Raw genomic sequence first — 14,785 nt, 5'->3', positions numbered from 1 at the left:
GGGGTTCATCCCCATAGGAGAGCACCATGTCGCTGGAAGACGCCCCCCAGGAGATTAAGTTGGCGGTGGACCTGATCTACCTGCTGGAGAGTAACGACATTGACCCCGCCATGGCCCTCAGGGCCCTGGCGATCGTCGAGCAGGATCTGCGCAGAAAACTGCCCGATCCGCCAGCCGGGGATCCCACCTAGAACCCCAGCATCCGCTCCAGCCAGTTTTTCTCCCGTCCGGCACCATCGCAACCGGAGGGACTGGGCCAGCTGACGGCATCCGCCGGCATCGCCCTGGCACCGTGACAATCCTCGGCCACCGCCACTCCCCGGTCATTGAAATACCCCTGCAGGGTCCCCTCCGGCGGCGTCAACACCAAAGAGAGGGGATCCCGCTGGGCCAGGTAGCCTCGATACAGGGGCAGGGCCGCGCTGGATCCGTAGAGGTTGGCGGCGCCGTTGTCGTCCCGGCCCACCCAGGTGATCACCACATCCCGGTCATCGAACCCGGCAAACCAGGCGTCGCGCCCATCGGAGCTGGTGCCTGTCTTCCCCGCCAGGGTGACCCCGGGGAACGCCTGTCCCAGTCGGTGGCCGGTCCCCCGCGCCACCACCTGGGTCAACAGGTTATTCACCAGGTAGACCGCCCTTTCCGGCAGGGCCTGACGGCTGCGCTCCCGGTGTTCCGCCAGCGGCAGGTTGTCCTGATCCAGCACATGGCGCACCGAGTGCAGTTGCTGGAGACGGCCGCCATTGGCCAGGGTCTGGTAGATCTGGGCCAGCGCCAGGGGAGACCCCTCCATCGCCCCAAGCAGCAGGGAGGGCACCGGGTTGATCGGCTCGCGCCACCCGGCGTCCTCCAGGGTCTGCATCACCGCCTCCAGCCCCAGGTTCATCCCCAGGTTGACCGTCGGCACGTTGTAGGAACGTACCAGCCCCTCGGAGAGGGACACCTGACCGCGGTACTGCTTGTCATTATTTTTCGGGGACCAGGTGATACCGCCACTGCTTTTCAGGGTGATGGGTTCATCCTTCACCGGTGTCGCCAGGTTGTAGGCCTGAGGCTGAGCCAGGGCGCTCAGGTAGACAAAGGGTTTGACCAGAGAGCCGATGGGCCGGTAGGCATCCCGGGCCCGGTTGAACCCCTTGAAATCGGGATCCTTGTCACCCACCATCGCCAGAATGCCGCCCTGGTAGCGGTCCACCACCACCATGGCCCCCTGAAGGCGGTCATCCTTGCGGTCACGGCTCAACTGCGTCACCCCCTGACTGACCGCACTCTCGGCCGCGCGCTGGGCCAGGGGATCCAGGGTGGTGTAGATCTTCAGGCCGGAACGCTTCAGGGTCTGGGGTCCGTAACGGCTCGCCAGTTCCTGGCGTACCTGCTGCATGAAGGCGGGTACCCGGTGGCGCTGGCGGGATTTGGCACTGCGTACTCCCAGCCCCTGCCCGGCCGCTTGCTGATATTGGGCGCGGGAGATCAACCCCTCCTCCAGCATCAGCTTCAACACCAGGTCCCGGCGCTGAGCCACCCTGTCGGGAAAGCGCCAGGGGTTGTAGTAGCTGGGCCCCTTGATCATCGCCACCAGGGTGGCCTGCTGGCCGATGGTCAGCTCTTCGATGGGACGGTGGAAGTAGAAGCGGGCCGCCAGCCCCACGCCGTGAACACCGATGCTGCCATCCTGGCCCATGTAGACCTCATTGAGATAGGCCTCCAGGATGGTGTCCTTGTCGTAGCGATAATCGATGATCAGTGCCATCAACGCTTCTCGCACCTTACGCCACAGGGAGCGCTCGCGGGTCAGGAAGAAGTTCTTCGCCAGCTGCTGGGTCAGGGTGGATCCCCCCTGAACCGTGCGGCCCGCCTTGAGGTTGACCACCAGCGCCCGCGCAATGGCCAACGGAGCCACACCGTGATGGTGGTAGAACTCCCGGTCTTCGGTACGCAGCAGGGCATTGACCAGGCTCTCCGGGATCTGCTCCCTGGGGATGAACAGCCGGTCCTCCCGATCACCGGCGACGATGCGATCCAGCAGCAACGCCTCCAGATGGACAAACCCCAGGTCACGGCCATCGCTGGATCGCTGCAGCCGGGAGACCCGGTTATTACTAAAGGTGATCATCACCTTCTGCGCCGGCTCGAAGCCCCCAGGGCCATCGTAGGCGCGCTTGTACAGCTCGACCCGCTCCTTGGCCACGGCAAACTCCCCCTCCCGCTGCGGATGGCCGGTATTGCGGTAGCCCAGAAGCGCCAGCTCCTGCTTCAGTTGGGCATGGGTGATGGGCGCCCCAGGATAGATGGCCATGGGACGGGCATAGATCTGGGCCGGCAGGTGCCAGCGCTGGCCCTCAAACTTGTCGGCGATGATCTGGTCCAGGTAGACGCAGTAGGCGGCGGTAATGCCGCTCAGGAGCAGCAGCCCCACGAGGGTCATCCCCAGCAGCCGCCCGCCCCAGCGCTTTGACCTGGGCTTGCAGGCGGATCGTTTCCGGGCGGGTGCCTTAGTGCGCGTCCCCTTGCTGGCGGGGCGGGATGTGGTGTTTTTGGCCATCTACTTCTGTTGCATCCTCTTCTTGGTCACTCTTGTTGCCTGGGTGTTGGCGGGGTCATCGGGCCACAGATGCTTGGGATAACGCCCTTTCATCTCCTTCTTCACCTCGTTCCAGGCTCCCTGCCAGAAGGCGGCCAGATCCTCGGTCACCTGCAGCGGCCTGTGGGCCGGTGACAGCAACTCCAGGGTCAGCGGCAGCTGCCCCCTGGCCAGCCTGGGGGTGGCGGCCTCACCGTACATCTCCTGCACCCGCACGGCCAGCTTCACCCCGCCGGGGTGGTAACACAACTTCAGCCGACTTCCGGTGGGGGCCTGCCAGTGGGTAGGCAGCAGTTCATCCAGTTGTTGCTGTAGGGACCAGTCCAGCTGTGCCTGGAGGATCCCTTTCAGGTCCAGACTCTTGAGTTGTGCCACGCGCTTGAAGCCATCCAGGTAGGGCCCCAGCCAGCTCTCCAGCCCCGCCAGCAGGGCCGGGTCGCTCAGATCCGGCCAGCCGAGGTCGGGGCAGAGCCGGCGTCCGTGGGCCAGCCGCAGGCGCCACTGGTCGACGGCATCGCTCCAGGGCAGCAACGACAATCCCTGGCGGCGCACCGCTTCCAGCAACGCCTGACGATAGTCCTCGTCACTGATGTCGGTCAACGGCGTGCGCGCCAGGGTCAGGCAACCCAGCATCTGCCGGTTCTCCGCCACCAACTCACCACTCTTGCCATCCAGGTGCTGAGCCCGGCGGGTCTCAAACAGGTAAGGCAGTGCCCCTGCCAGGCGGGAGAGCTCCACCCGGGCGGCAAGATGGATCAGTGCATCCCCCTGCCCCTGGCGTTCGGACAGTTGGGCGGCCACCAACAGCTCACCCCGGCCCTGCCAGGGATCGTCGGCGGGCAGGGCCGCGCCACTGCCGCCGCTGAGTTGATAGCGGCCATCCCGTCCCCGAGCCTGGGCGATGCGGTCAGGGTAGGCCAGCGCCAGCAACAGCCCGGCAAATTCGCCGGACGCAACGGCATCGGCGCACCCCAACTGGCTGCGCCACTTCTGCGCCTGTTGCCGGGCCGGTCCCGACAGCCTGCCCAGGCGCAGCTCGATATCCACCCCAGGCCTACGACCACGCAGGGGGTCGGCCTCCTCCAGCAGCGCCGCCAACTCACAGGCGAGACTCTGCAGCCCGGGGACCCCCAGCCCCCTCTCAAGCTCAGCGGCCTTAAGCAGCATATGTCCCAGACGGGGATCACTGCCGAGCCGGTGAACCTGGCGGCCCAAGGGGGTCAGTTTATGGCTGCCATCCACCAGCTCCAGCTGCTGCAACAGGCTCCAGGCCCGGGCCATGGCGGCCGCCGGCGGGTCGTTCAACCAGCTGAGCTCGTCGGCCTCCCGGCAACCCCAGGCCGCCAGCTCCAGGGCCAGCTGGGTCAGATCGGCGCCCAGGATCTCCGGGGTGTCGCTCTGCGCTAACCCCTGCTGCATCGCCTCGCTCCACAGCCGCACCCCGTGCCCCGCCATCAGGCGTCCGGCCCGGCCACTGCGCTGGGCCGCCGCCCCCTGGCTGATCCGCACCGTCTCCAGCCGGGTCAGGCCGTTGCGCAGGTTGCAGCGGGCCTGGCGCTGCCAGCCGGCGTCCACCACAACGGAGATGCCATCAATGGTCAGGCTGGATTCGGCGATGTTGGTGGCCAGTACCACCTTGCGCCAGCCGGCCGGTGGCGCGGCAATCGCCTCATCCTGCTCCTTGGGGGACAACTGGCCATAGAGGGGACAGAGCCGCACCCGAGCGGGCAGCCCCTCCTGGAGCTGTTCCTGGACCCGGCGGATCTCCCCCTGCCCCGGCAGGAATGCCAGGATGTTGCCCTCGCGGCGATTCAGCTGACGGCGGATCTGGGCCACGGTGTGGTTGACCCAGGGCTCCCCATGAGGCACCGGCTGGTACTCCAGGGAAACCGGGTAACTGCGCCCCTCACTGCTGATCTTTGCCGCCTCGGTCAGGCAACGCTCGAACTGCTGCCCCTCGAGGGTGGCGGACATCAGCATCAGGGTCAGGTCCTCTCTCAGTCCCCCCTGAACCTCCAGGGCCAGGGCCAGGGAAAGATCCGTCGCCAGGTGGCGTTCGTGGACCTCATCAAACAGCACCAGGGCCACCCCGGCCAACTCGGGATCCCCCTGAATCTGCCGGGTCAGCACCCCTTCGGTGACGATCTCCAGCCGGGTCTGCGGGCTCACCCTGGTCTCTCCACGCACCCTCAGCCCCACGGTCTGACCGACGCTCTCCCCCAGCTGCGCCGCCAGATAACGGGCAATGGCCCGGGCGGCGATGCGCCGGGGCTCCAGCAGCAGGATCCGGCCACCGATCTCAGGCCATTGCAGCATCGCCAGCGGCAGGGCGGTGGACTTACCGGCTCCGGTCGGAGCCTGGAGGATGATCTGGTTGTGGGAGGCCAGGGCCTGGCGCAACGGGCCAAACACCTCCTCAATGGGCAGCGCGGACAAGGGGACGGCGTTCCTCATTAGGGTAAAGGGCCACAGTGTACCCGCCCGCCACTGACGGGCCAAGGGGATGGTCGCTTTCCCCCAATCGGGGGCATATACTGGCCTCAACCGAGTCCAATCGAAGAGCACCATGGCCGAACGACTGTTTTTCGCCCTGCCCATCGGCATCAGCAGCCAGATGGCCCTGATCAAGCACCAGGCCCAGTTGGGTCAGCTGGGCCGGGTGGTGCCCGCCGCCAACTTTCACCTGACCCTGGCGTTCCTCGGGCAGGTGACCCAGAAGCAGAAGGAGGCGCTCATCGAACGTTGGCGGGATATGGAGGTACCCAGGCTGCAGCTGGTCCTGGACCGCTATCTGCACTTTCCCAAGGCCGGCGTCGTATGCCTTGGCTGTGAACAGTCCCCCCTCGCCCTGACTCAGCTGGCGGCCCGAATGCGGCGGGACGCCGCTCAGCACGGCCTGCACAGCCACCGGGCCCCTTTTCGCCCCCACGTCACCCTGTTCCGCGGCGTCCACCAGATCACCGAACTGCCACCGCCCGCTCCGGTCACCCTGGCGCTGAGCGAAATTCAGCTGATGCGCTCCCACCGGGATATGGGCAAGCTGATCTACAGCCCCCTGGTACGCTGGCAGGCCCCTGAAACGTGACAGGCTCTCACCTGGCTCAGGGTCTCATTTGACCGGGTTCACAGCCCCAATTAATTTCTTTACATATGTGAACGGTTTAACAGAATCAAATACTTAATTTACGGACGATGGATTCAGGAGGGCAGTGCCCTAGGACGGAGCCACACAGATGAGCACACTGTTTCCCCTGATGGGCAACACCATGGTGATCCTGGGAATCACCATGCTCGCCATCGCTTCGGTTAAGGTGGGAGAGCTGCTGCAGCGCCTCCCCAATCGACAGCTCCACCGCCGCTGGCAGTTTCTTCGCCTGCTGATCCTGATGTTCATCCTGGGTTATACCTGCTTCAGCCTGCTTCACTGGGGCAACTATTGGGGCTGGACCCAAATGCTGGTGCCCACGGTGTTTTTTGGCGGGGCCATCTTCGTGCTGCTGGTCTGCACCCTGTCTCTGAAGACCACTAAGGTGGTGCAGCAGGTCTACAGCTTGCAAAAAGAGGCGATCACCGACCCGCTGATGGGGATCTTCAACCGTCGCTATCTGGACCGGCGCATGGGCGAGGAGGTGCTGGCGTGCCGGTTGGCCCAGCGCCCCCTGACCCTGATGATGCTGGATATCGATCACTTCAAGGGGATCAACGATCGTTACGGACACCCTGTGGGCGATGAGGTACTCAGGGCACTGGGGGAGTTGCTGGTTCAACACACCCGCAACGCCGATGTTGTCGCCCGCTACGGCGGTGAGGAGGTGGCGGTGCTACTGCCCAACACCAGCGGCAGCGAAGCCCGGGCCCTGGCCGATCGGCTGCATAAGGCGATTGCCAACCTCAGGGTCAAGATGCCGGAACAGGATCGCTCCCCCCCCACTCCCCTGACCTTCACCGTCAGCATCGGCGTCGCCGGCTGCAATGCGGAGAACGCCGATGCCATCCGACTGCTGACCGCGGCGGATCTGGCCCTCTATCAGGCGAAACAGAATGGTCGAAACCGGGTTGAGTGCTGCCCGGATCTCAGGCTGGCCATCGCCGGCTGCACCACCTGAGACACACCCCAAAAAAACGCCCCGCACAGGGCGGGGCGTCGTGGTGCCGGCCGAGCTACTTCAGCAATCGAGCCAGGGTCAGCATCCCAACGGAGGTGGCCCCTTCGGCCCACAGGCCGTTGGCGGAATCTGAGTAGCAGGCGGACAGGTCAAAATGCAGCCAGCCCTGCTCCGGCTCACCGGCGAAGCGGCTGAGGAAGCCGGCGGCGTTGGAGGCGCCACCGAAGCCACCGCCCTTCTGCGCCTTGGAGTTGGCGGTATCGGCGAAGGCGGAGGGACATTTGGACTGGTGAAACTTGGCCAGGGGCAGGCGCCACAGTCCCTCATCCACCTCTTCGGCGGCGGCCAGCGCATCACCACAGGCACCATCGTGCAAGCCAAACAGGGCGTTGTAGTCGTCCCCCACTGCCACCATGGCGGCGCCGGTCAAGGTGGCGGCATCGATGATGCGCTTGGCGCCCGCTTCGTTGGCGGCCAGCAGGCCGTCGGCCAGTACCAGGCGACCTTCGGCGTCGGTGTTGACGATCTCTACGCTGGTACCATCTTTGTAGGTCAGGATGTCGCCCAGCTTATAGGCATGACCAGACACCAGGTTCTCGGCGCAGCAGAGGAACAGCTTCACCCGCTTATCCAGGCCGGCGCTGATGGCCAGGTGCAGGGCTCCGGCCACGGTGGCAGCACCGCCCATATCGCACTTCATCGCCACCATGGACGCACTGGGCTTGAGGCTGTAACCACCGGAGTCGAAGGTGATCCCCTTACCCACCAGCGCCACCTCCACCGGGGCATGGGCGTCACCCGTCGGGTTGTAATCCAGCTCCAGCAGCACCGGAGGACGCTCTGAGCCTCGGCCCACACCGTGGATCCCCACCCAGCCGGCGGTCAGCAGGGCTTCCCCCACCCACTGCTTGGACTTGACCTTGTCCGGCGCCAGGCCGGTCAGCTTCTCGGCCACCCGATCCGCCAGGGCCTCCGGGCTGAGGTCCTCCGGGGTCATGTTCACCAGCTCACGTAGCCAGTTGGCGGACTGCCATTGCCGCTCCAGCTGTTCGGCCTCGTCGGCCCAACGGATCTCAGCATCCAGTTTGGCGGTCTGGAAACCATTGGCGAAGTGCCACTGCAGGGCTGGGGTCCACCCCTCCCCGCTCAGCTCGGCCCGGCGGACTCCCTGGCCGGTCAACTTGCGGGCGGCACCCTGAACCTGACGTGCCAGATCGTCCTCGCCCAGATGGATCCGGGCGGTATCGCCTTCGAAGCTCACCGTGGCTTCGCCCCAGTGGGCGGGGGCACTGTCCTGGGTCAGGACCACTTTCATAAAGTTGCTCATGCGTTGTTCCCTTGCATTTTGTTGTCCGTAGCAGTGTATCATTGTGGCCCATCCGGCGTAACCGCCGGGAATTGCTTAAGGATTGAGTCATGAGCCAAACCGCCGTCGTCGTCGGCGCCACCGGAGTGGTCGGCCGGGCCCTGGTGGACCGGTTGAGTCGACACCCCAATATCGACCAGATCCGCACCCTCACCCGCCGCCCGGCTCCTCACCCTAGTGCCAAGGTGGACAACCGGGTGATCGACTTCGATCACCTCAGCCAGTACGGCGAGCTGATGCGGGGCGACCTGCTGTTCTCCTGCCTGGGCACCACCAAGAAACAGGCGGGGTCGATCCAGGCCCAGCGCAAGGTGGATGTCACCTACCAGTGGCGAATCGCCGAACTGGCCGCGGAGCAGGGGGTTGGCCACTACCTGCTGGTCTCCGCCAGCGGCGCCGATGCCCACTCCCGATCCCCCTACCTGAAGATGAAGGGGGAGCTGGAGCAGAGAGTCCAATCCCTGCCCTTTAACCGCATCAGCCTGTTCCAGCCGTCGCTGCTGCTGGGGCAGCGCAGCGATTTCCGCCCGGGGGAAACCCTGGCGGCCCTGGTGATGCCGCTGCTGTGCCGGCTTCCTGGCCTGCGCCGCTACCGTCCCATCCTTGGTGATCAGGTGGCAGCCAAGATGGTGGCCGTGAGCCAGAGCCCGGGCCACCCCATCGAGACCTTCCGTCTCGATGCGCTGTTTGACATCGAGGAGCACCGATGAAATTCACCTCGCCGCTGAAATCCGCCACCCTGATCAGGCGCTACAAGCGCTTCCTGGCCGATGTGGAGCTTGAGGACGGCAGCGTCTTCACCCTGCACTGCGCCAACACCGGCGCCATGACCGGCTGCGCCACCCCGGGGGACACCGTCTGGTACAGCACCTCGGACAACCCCAAGCGCAAATACCCCTGCAGTTGGGAGCTGACCCAGACCGCCGCCGGCCACTTCATCGGCATCAACACCGCCAACGCCAACACCCTGGCCCAGGAAGCGGTGGAGAGGGGCATCCTCGCCGAACTGGATGGCTACGGCTCTCTGCGCAGGGAGGTGCGTTACGGGGTCGAGAACAGCCGGATTGATCTGCTGCTGGAGGATAAACGTAAACCAGCATGTTACATTGAGGTAAAAAGTTGCACTCTGTTGCACCAGGGCCTGGGCTACTTTCCCGATGCGGTCACCGCCCGGGGACAGAAGCATCTTCGCGAGCTGATGGCGATGCTGGATCAGGGTCACCGGGCCGCCCTGCTGTTTCTGGTTCAGCACACCGGCATCGACCAGGTTTCCCCGGCAGATCATATCGATTCCGCCTACGCCGCACTGTGCCGAGAGGCCGCCGGGCGGGGGGTGGAGTTCTACGCCGTAGGGACCGAGATCTCTCCCGACGGCATAACTGTGATGAGGCCTTTGCCCGTGCATCTCACCCTGTGACTAATGCTTGTCAGGGTTAATGAATGGTGTTATACGGGTAAAATGGAACTGGAGCAGTATGAAAGTTCGGACGCTGTTTGCTTTGGTAACTGCGATCTGCTATAGATACCGCCCACTTTTTCTGAGGAACGCCTCGCGCTTGGAAATGACAGGAGACGCGTGATGCCGGACGGCAAAGCGAAAAAGATCGGTGTACTCGCCTACGCCAATGTGGAGCCTTACCGCGAAGAGCCCGGTGAGGAGTACATGAACGAGAAGCAGCTGGCGCACTTCAAGGCTATCCTTGAAGGCTGGCGAACCATGCTGCGTGAAGAGGTAGACCGCACGCTGAACCACATGCAGGACGAAGCCGCCAACTTCCCTGACCCTGTGGACCGCGCCGCCCAAGAGGAGGAGTTCAGCCTCGAACTGCGCACCCGGGACCGTGAGCGTAAACTGATCAAGAAGATCGAAAAGACCCTCATCAAGGTCCAGGAGGACGACTTCGGTTTCTGCGAGTCCTGCGGAGTCGAGATCGGCATTCGCCGACTGGAGGCGCGCCCCACCGCCGACCTCTGCATCGACTGCAAGACCCTGGCCGAGATCAAAGAAAAACAGATGGCCGGCTAAGCCGACAGACTAAACGGGAGCCCAGGCTCCCGTTTTCCATTCCAGAGCACCATGACAGACTACATCGGGCGTTTCGCCCCATCCCCCTCCGGACCACTTCACTTTGGCTCACTGGTGGCTGCTCTGGGCAGCTGGCTGAGGGCCCGCAGCCAGCAGGGCCTGTGGTTGCTGCGCATGGAGGATATCGATCCCCCCCGAGAGATGGCCGGTGCCGCCGACGACATCCTGCGTACCCTGGAGCGCTTCGGCCTCACCTGGGATGATGACGTCCTCTACCAGAGCCAGCGCCATCAAGCCTATGACGACACCCTCCAGCGGCTGATGGAGCAGGAGATGGCCTACTATTGTGACTGTCCGCGCAGGCGGATCCGACAGCTGGGGGGGCTCTACGACGGCCACTGCCGCCACCGGCAACTGCGGGGGAACGGCTGCGCCACCCGCCTGGTCAACGACCATGGGGTGACCGGTTTCGAGGACAGGCTGCTGGGGCCGATCACCACAGAGACCGGTTTCGCCGAGGAAGACTTTATCATCCACCGCCGCGACGGCCTCTATGCCTATCAGCTGGCGGTGGTGGTCGATGACGCCTTCCAGGGGATCACCGAGGTGGTGCGCGGCAACGACCTGCTGGAGACCACGGTGCGCCAACAGACCCTGCAGCGGATCCTGGGGCTGATGACCCCGGACTACCTGCACCTGCCGCTGGCGGTGTGGGCGGACGGCAACAAGCTCTCCAAGCAGAACCACGCCCCCGCCATCGGCCGGGACAACCCGGAGCGTACCCTGAGCCAGGCGCTGACCTTCCTGGGACTGGCACCCGAGCCAGAGTTGTCCGGGGCGCCCTGTGCCACCCAATTGACCTGGGCAGTGAACCAGTTTTCCCTCGAACGGCTGCCCAGGGAGAGAAAGATCCTGTTGTCGCCGGCCTGAGCACCGCCTCCATGCCCACAACGCCGCTACGGCTTATCATTTCGACAGGGATGGGGTATCATGGCGCGCCGATAATACCTTCAACCCTTACAGCCTGAAATTCAGTCGAGGTGTACCATTCTTAAGCGTCTGACCAAACTGGCGAAAAAACTTGTTAGTCGGGAACAAGAGATCCAGTTAGAACCCGAGCTGCAGAGCTACCCCCGAAAGACCCATGGGGTGTCACGCTCAGACATCAGCGAAAACGCCCTGAAGGTGCTCTACAGACTGCATAAGGCGGGGTATGACGCCTATCTGGTGGGTGGCGGTGTCCGCGACCTGCTGCTGCGTCACCAGCCCAAGGATTTCGACGTGGCCACCAACGCCACCCCGGAACAGGTGCGCCGCCTGTTCCGCAACTGCCGGCTGGTGGGCCGCCGGTTCCGCCTGGCCCACATCCTGTTTGGCCGTGACGTCATCGAGGTAGCCACCCTGCGCGGCCACCACGAGGAGGAGAGCAAGCACGCCAAGCAGGACGACAGCGGCCGCCTGCTGCGGGACAACGTCTACGGCAGCATCGACGAGGATGCAGAACGCCGCGACTTTACCGTCAATGGCCTCTACTACGACATCAGCGACTTCAGCATTCGCGACTACTTCGGCGGCATGGAAGATCTCAAGGCGCGACGCCTGCGCCTGATTGGCGATCCCGCCAAGCGCTACAGCGAGGATCCGGTGCGAATGCTGCGGGCGGTCCGTTTCGCCACCAAGCTGGAGTTCGACCTTGATCCCAGTGCCGCCAAGCCCATCTACAAGATGGCCCCCCTGCTGGGCGACATCCCGGCCGCCCGCCTGTTCGAAGAAACCCTTAAACTGTTCATGTCCGGTAAGGGCCTGGAAAACTTCCGCATGATGCGCGAGTTCGGCCTGTTCGCCCCGATGTTCCCCATGCAGGACAAGATGATGAACGGCGAGGAGAGCGACAAGATCATCAGCCTGGTGGAGGCGGTGCTGCGCAACACCGACGACCGGGTCAACGCCGACAAGCCAGTGACCCCGGCCTTCCTCTATGCGGCCATGCTGTGGTATCCCATGCAGAGCCTCATGGCCAAGCGCACCAGCAAAGGGGTGAGTCACTACGACGCCATGATCGCCGCCTGCAACGAGGTGGTCAGCGCCCAGAGCAAGACCATCTCCATGCCGCGCCGTTTCTCCACTCCCGCCCAGGAGATCTGGCAGATGCAGTCCCGCCTGGAGAAACGCTCCGGCGCCCGCGCCTTCCGCGCCTTCGAGCATCCCAGATTCCGCGCTGCCTACGATTTCCTGGTGCTGCGTGGCGAAGCCGAGGGTGGCGAGGTGGCCGAACTGGCCCGCTGGTGGACCAAGTTCGTGGACGGCGACGACCAGGCCCGTCGACTGATGGTACGCAACCTGGGCTCCGACGGGGGCCAGCGCCGCCGTCGCCGCCCCCGCCGGCGCAAGCCCGCCGGCCAGAGTAAGCCGGACGCCTGATGACTACCCGCGCCATCGTCGCCCTGGGCAGCAACCTGGGCGACTCCCCGGCCACCCTGGCCGCGGCCCTGCAGGCGATCCACCGTCTGCCGGGCACCCGGGTGGTTCGGGCCTCCTCCCTCTACACCAGCCCGCCGATGGCGGGAATGCAACAACCGAATTACTGCAACGCCGTGGCGGCCATCGACACCGAACTGGCCCCCCTGGCGCTGCTGGACGCCCTGCAGGTCATCGAACTGGCCCACGGGCGGGAGCGGCACGAGCGCTGGGGCGCCCGTACCCTGGACCTGGACATCATCGGCTACGGCCATCAGTGCCTCGACAGCGAGCGCCTCACCCTCCCCCATTACGGGGTGGCGGAGCGCGCCTTCGTGCTGCTGCCACTGTTCGAGATCGATCCCGGCTACCGCTTCGCCGACGGCCGGCAGTTGACCACCCTACTGGCCGCCTGCCCTCCCCAGACCCTTTACAGAAAACCGGATTTTCTCCTGTTTTCAGGCGGTGACAGCCCAGCTTAACAGCCTTCTCATTTGCAAGCGGGCCGTCATTAGAATATAAACTCCGATCCAACATCGAGCATTTGATGAGCAATCTGATGAAAGCGATCACCACTGCCACCCTCAAAAAGTGGAAGCAAGAGGGGAAAAAATTTGCTTCCTTGACCGCCTACGACGCCAGCTTCGCGGCAACGTTCGAATCCCAAGGCGTACCGGTCATGCTGGTGGGCGACAGCCTGGGCATGGTCCTTCAGGGCCACCGGGATACCCTGCCGGTCACAGTGGAGCAGATCGCCTATCACACCCGCTGTGTCCGCGCCGGCGCCCAAAAGGCGCTGATCATCGCCGACATGCCCTTCATGAGCTATGCCACCCGTGAGCAGGCCTTCGAAAGCGCCGCCGCCCTGATGCAGGCCGGCGCCCAGATGGTGAAGCTGGAGGGGGGAGAGTGGCTGCTGGACACCGTCCGTGGCCTGACCGAGCGCGGCATCCCCGTCTGCGCTCATCTGGGGCTGACTCCGCAGTCGGTCCACCAGTTCGGTGGCTTCAAGGTCCAGGGCCGCGACAGCGAGCAGGCCAACCGGATCCTCGAGCAGGCCAAGGGCCTGGAACAGGCCGGCGCCAGCCTGCTGGTACTGGAGTGCATCCCCAGCGCCCTGGCCCGTCACATCACCGAAAGCCTCAGTATCCCGGTGATTGGCATCGGTGCCGGTCCAGATACCGACGCCCAGATCCTGGTGATGCACGATGTGCTGGGGATCACCAGTGGTTACATCCCCAAGTTCTCCAAGAACTACATCACGGAACACGGCACCATCCAGGCGGCGGCCGCCGCCTTTGTCCGTGAGGTGGAGGAGGGGATCTTCCCCGCCGCGGAACACGGTTTCGAGTAAGGAGAGCCCATGCAAACCATCAGTGACATCCATCGGCTGCATCAACAGCTGAAGCAGTGGCGAAGCCAGGGCCAGAGCGTCGCCTTTGTGCCCACCATGGGCAATCTACACGAAGGTCACCTTTTGCTGGTGAAAGAGGCCAAGCAGCGTGCGGAGCGGGTGGTAGTCAGCATCTTCGTCAACCCGATGCAGTTCGGGGCCGGCGAGGACCTCGCCGCCTACCCCCGCACCCTGGAGCAGGATCAGGCGGCCCTGGTTGAGCTGGGCGCCGATCTGCTGTTCACCCCCACCCCGGATCTGCTCTACCCCCAGGGGCTGGAAAACCAGACCTACGTGGAAGTGCCCGGCATCTCCATGCGCTACTGCGGTGAGAGCCGTCCCGGCCATTTCCGCGGCGTCGCCACCGTGGTGTGCAAGCTGTTCAACCTGGTACAACCCGACCTGGCCCTGTTCGGCATGAAGGACTACCAGCAACTGGCGGTGATCCGTGCCATGGTGCGGGATCTGAATATGCCCGTCGAGGTCCTGGGGATAGACACCGTGCGCGCCAGTGACGGCCTGGCCCTGAGCTCTCGCAACGGCTACCTGACCGCCGAGGAGCGCCAGCGGGCACCGGAACTGAAGCGCACCCTGGACTGGATGGCCGAGCAGCTGCACCAGGGGATCGCCTTCGGCGAGCTGGAGCGGCAGGCGGCCCAGCGCCTGGACAACGCCGGTTTCAGCACCGATTACATCCACATCTGCCACGCCCACAACCTGGATAAGGCCGTCTCCGGTGATTCGGAGCTGGTGATCCTGGCGGCGGCCCAGCTGGGCCGGGCGCGGCTAATCGACAACCTGCGGGTGGATCTGGCCGACTGATTTGGCTATAGTGCTCAGGTTAAAAAGGTGTGAC

Annotated in this window: 14 protein-coding genes; 11 read left to right on the top strand and 3 right to left on the bottom strand. The window is 64.5% G+C overall.

Features of this window, described 5'->3' with window-relative positions:
- Positions 1-26: 26 nt before the first annotated feature.
- Positions 27-191, top strand: coding sequence for a pleiotropic regulatory protein RsmS (gene rsmS, locus FCL40_RS02770; RefSeq protein ID WP_136851110.1), 165 nt, complete (start codon positions 27-29; stop codon positions 189-191).
- Here the strand turns inward: rsmS and mrcB are convergent.
- Positions 188-2,542, bottom strand: a complete 2,355-nt coding sequence (gene mrcB, locus FCL40_RS02765) for a penicillin-binding protein 1B (protein ID WP_136851108.1) — start codon at positions 2,540-2,542, stop codon at positions 188-190. The genes rsmS and mrcB overlap by 4 nt on opposite strands.
- The gene (gene hrpB, locus FCL40_RS02760) at positions 2,543-5,017 is read right to left on the bottom strand and encodes an ATP-dependent helicase HrpB (RefSeq protein ID WP_324614058.1); all 2,475 of its coding nucleotides are present in this window, start codon (positions 5,015-5,017) and stop codon (positions 2,543-2,545) included.
- Between the two features lie 130 nt (positions 5,018-5,147).
- Here hrpB and thpR point away from each other — a divergent pair, with 130 nt between their 5' ends.
- Complete coding sequence (gene thpR / locus FCL40_RS02755; protein WP_169306979.1) at positions 5,148-5,666, top strand: RNA 2',3'-cyclic phosphodiesterase; 519 nt, start codon at positions 5,148-5,150, stop codon at positions 5,664-5,666.
- Between the two features lie 148 nt (positions 5,667-5,814).
- The gene (locus FCL40_RS02750) at positions 5,815-6,687 is read left to right on the top strand and encodes a GGDEF domain-containing protein (RefSeq protein ID WP_136851102.1); all 873 of its coding nucleotides are present in this window, start codon (positions 5,815-5,817) and stop codon (positions 6,685-6,687) included.
- A 55-nt stretch (positions 6,688-6,742) separates the two neighbouring features.
- Here the strand turns inward: FCL40_RS02750 and pepB are convergent, their stop codons facing one another.
- Positions 6,743-8,014 carry an aminopeptidase PepB gene (gene pepB, locus FCL40_RS02745; protein WP_136851100.1) on the bottom strand — a complete coding sequence of 424 codons (1,272 nt, stop codon included), beginning with the start codon at positions 8,012-8,014 and terminating at the stop codon, positions 6,743-6,745.
- An 89-nt stretch (positions 8,015-8,103) separates the two neighbouring features.
- On the opposite strand from pepB, the gene FCL40_RS02740 reads away from it, so the two are divergent.
- From FCL40_RS02740 to panC, 8 genes are all read left to right on the top strand, one after another.
- Entirely contained in the window at positions 8,104-8,763 is a 660-nt protein-coding gene (locus FCL40_RS02740; RefSeq protein WP_136851098.1) for an NAD-dependent epimerase/dehydratase family protein, read from the top strand.
- Complete coding sequence (gene sfsA / locus FCL40_RS02735; RefSeq protein ID WP_136851096.1) at positions 8,760-9,470, top strand: DNA/RNA nuclease SfsA; 711 nt, start codon at positions 8,760-8,762, stop codon at positions 9,468-9,470. Before FCL40_RS02740 ends, sfsA begins: the two co-directional genes overlap by 4 nt.
- Before the next feature lie 162 nt (positions 9,471-9,632).
- Positions 9,633-10,079 carry an RNA polymerase-binding protein DksA gene (gene dksA, locus FCL40_RS02730; RefSeq protein ID WP_136851094.1) on the top strand — a complete coding sequence of 149 codons (447 nt, stop codon included), beginning with the start codon at positions 9,633-9,635 and terminating at the stop codon, positions 10,077-10,079.
- 51 nt (positions 10,080-10,130) lie between these two features.
- A complete protein-coding gene (gene gluQRS, locus FCL40_RS02725; protein ID WP_136851092.1) occupies positions 10,131-11,009 on the top strand; it encodes a tRNA glutamyl-Q(34) synthetase GluQRS in 879 nt (292 codons plus the stop codon).
- 219 nt (positions 11,010-11,228) lie between these two features.
- The gene (pcnB, locus tag FCL40_RS02720) at positions 11,229-12,500 is read left to right on the top strand and encodes a polynucleotide adenylyltransferase PcnB (protein ID WP_407644131.1); all 1,272 of its coding nucleotides are present in this window, start codon (positions 11,229-11,231) and stop codon (positions 12,498-12,500) included.
- A complete protein-coding gene (folK, locus tag FCL40_RS02715; protein ID WP_136851088.1) occupies positions 12,500-13,018 on the top strand; it encodes a 2-amino-4-hydroxy-6-hydroxymethyldihydropteridine diphosphokinase in 519 nt (172 codons plus the stop codon). The genes pcnB and folK overlap by 1 nt, the downstream gene beginning before the upstream one ends.
- A gap of 77 nt (positions 13,019-13,095) precedes the next feature.
- A complete protein-coding gene (gene panB, locus FCL40_RS02710) occupies positions 13,096-13,890 on the top strand; it encodes a 3-methyl-2-oxobutanoate hydroxymethyltransferase (protein ID WP_136851376.1) in 795 nt (264 codons plus the stop codon).
- A 9-nt stretch (positions 13,891-13,899) separates the two neighbouring features.
- Positions 13,900-14,751 carry a pantoate--beta-alanine ligase gene (panC, locus tag FCL40_RS02705; protein WP_136851086.1) on the top strand — a complete coding sequence of 284 codons (852 nt, stop codon included), beginning with the start codon at positions 13,900-13,902 and terminating at the stop codon, positions 14,749-14,751.
- Positions 14,752-14,785: the final 34 nt, after the last annotated feature.

It is taken from the genome of Ferrimonas sediminicola, from assembly GCF_005116715.1.
Taxonomy (GTDB): Bacteria; Pseudomonadota; Gammaproteobacteria; order Enterobacterales; family Shewanellaceae; genus Ferrimonas; species Ferrimonas sediminicola.
This window is presented reverse-complemented; position numbering and strand designations above follow the sequence as displayed.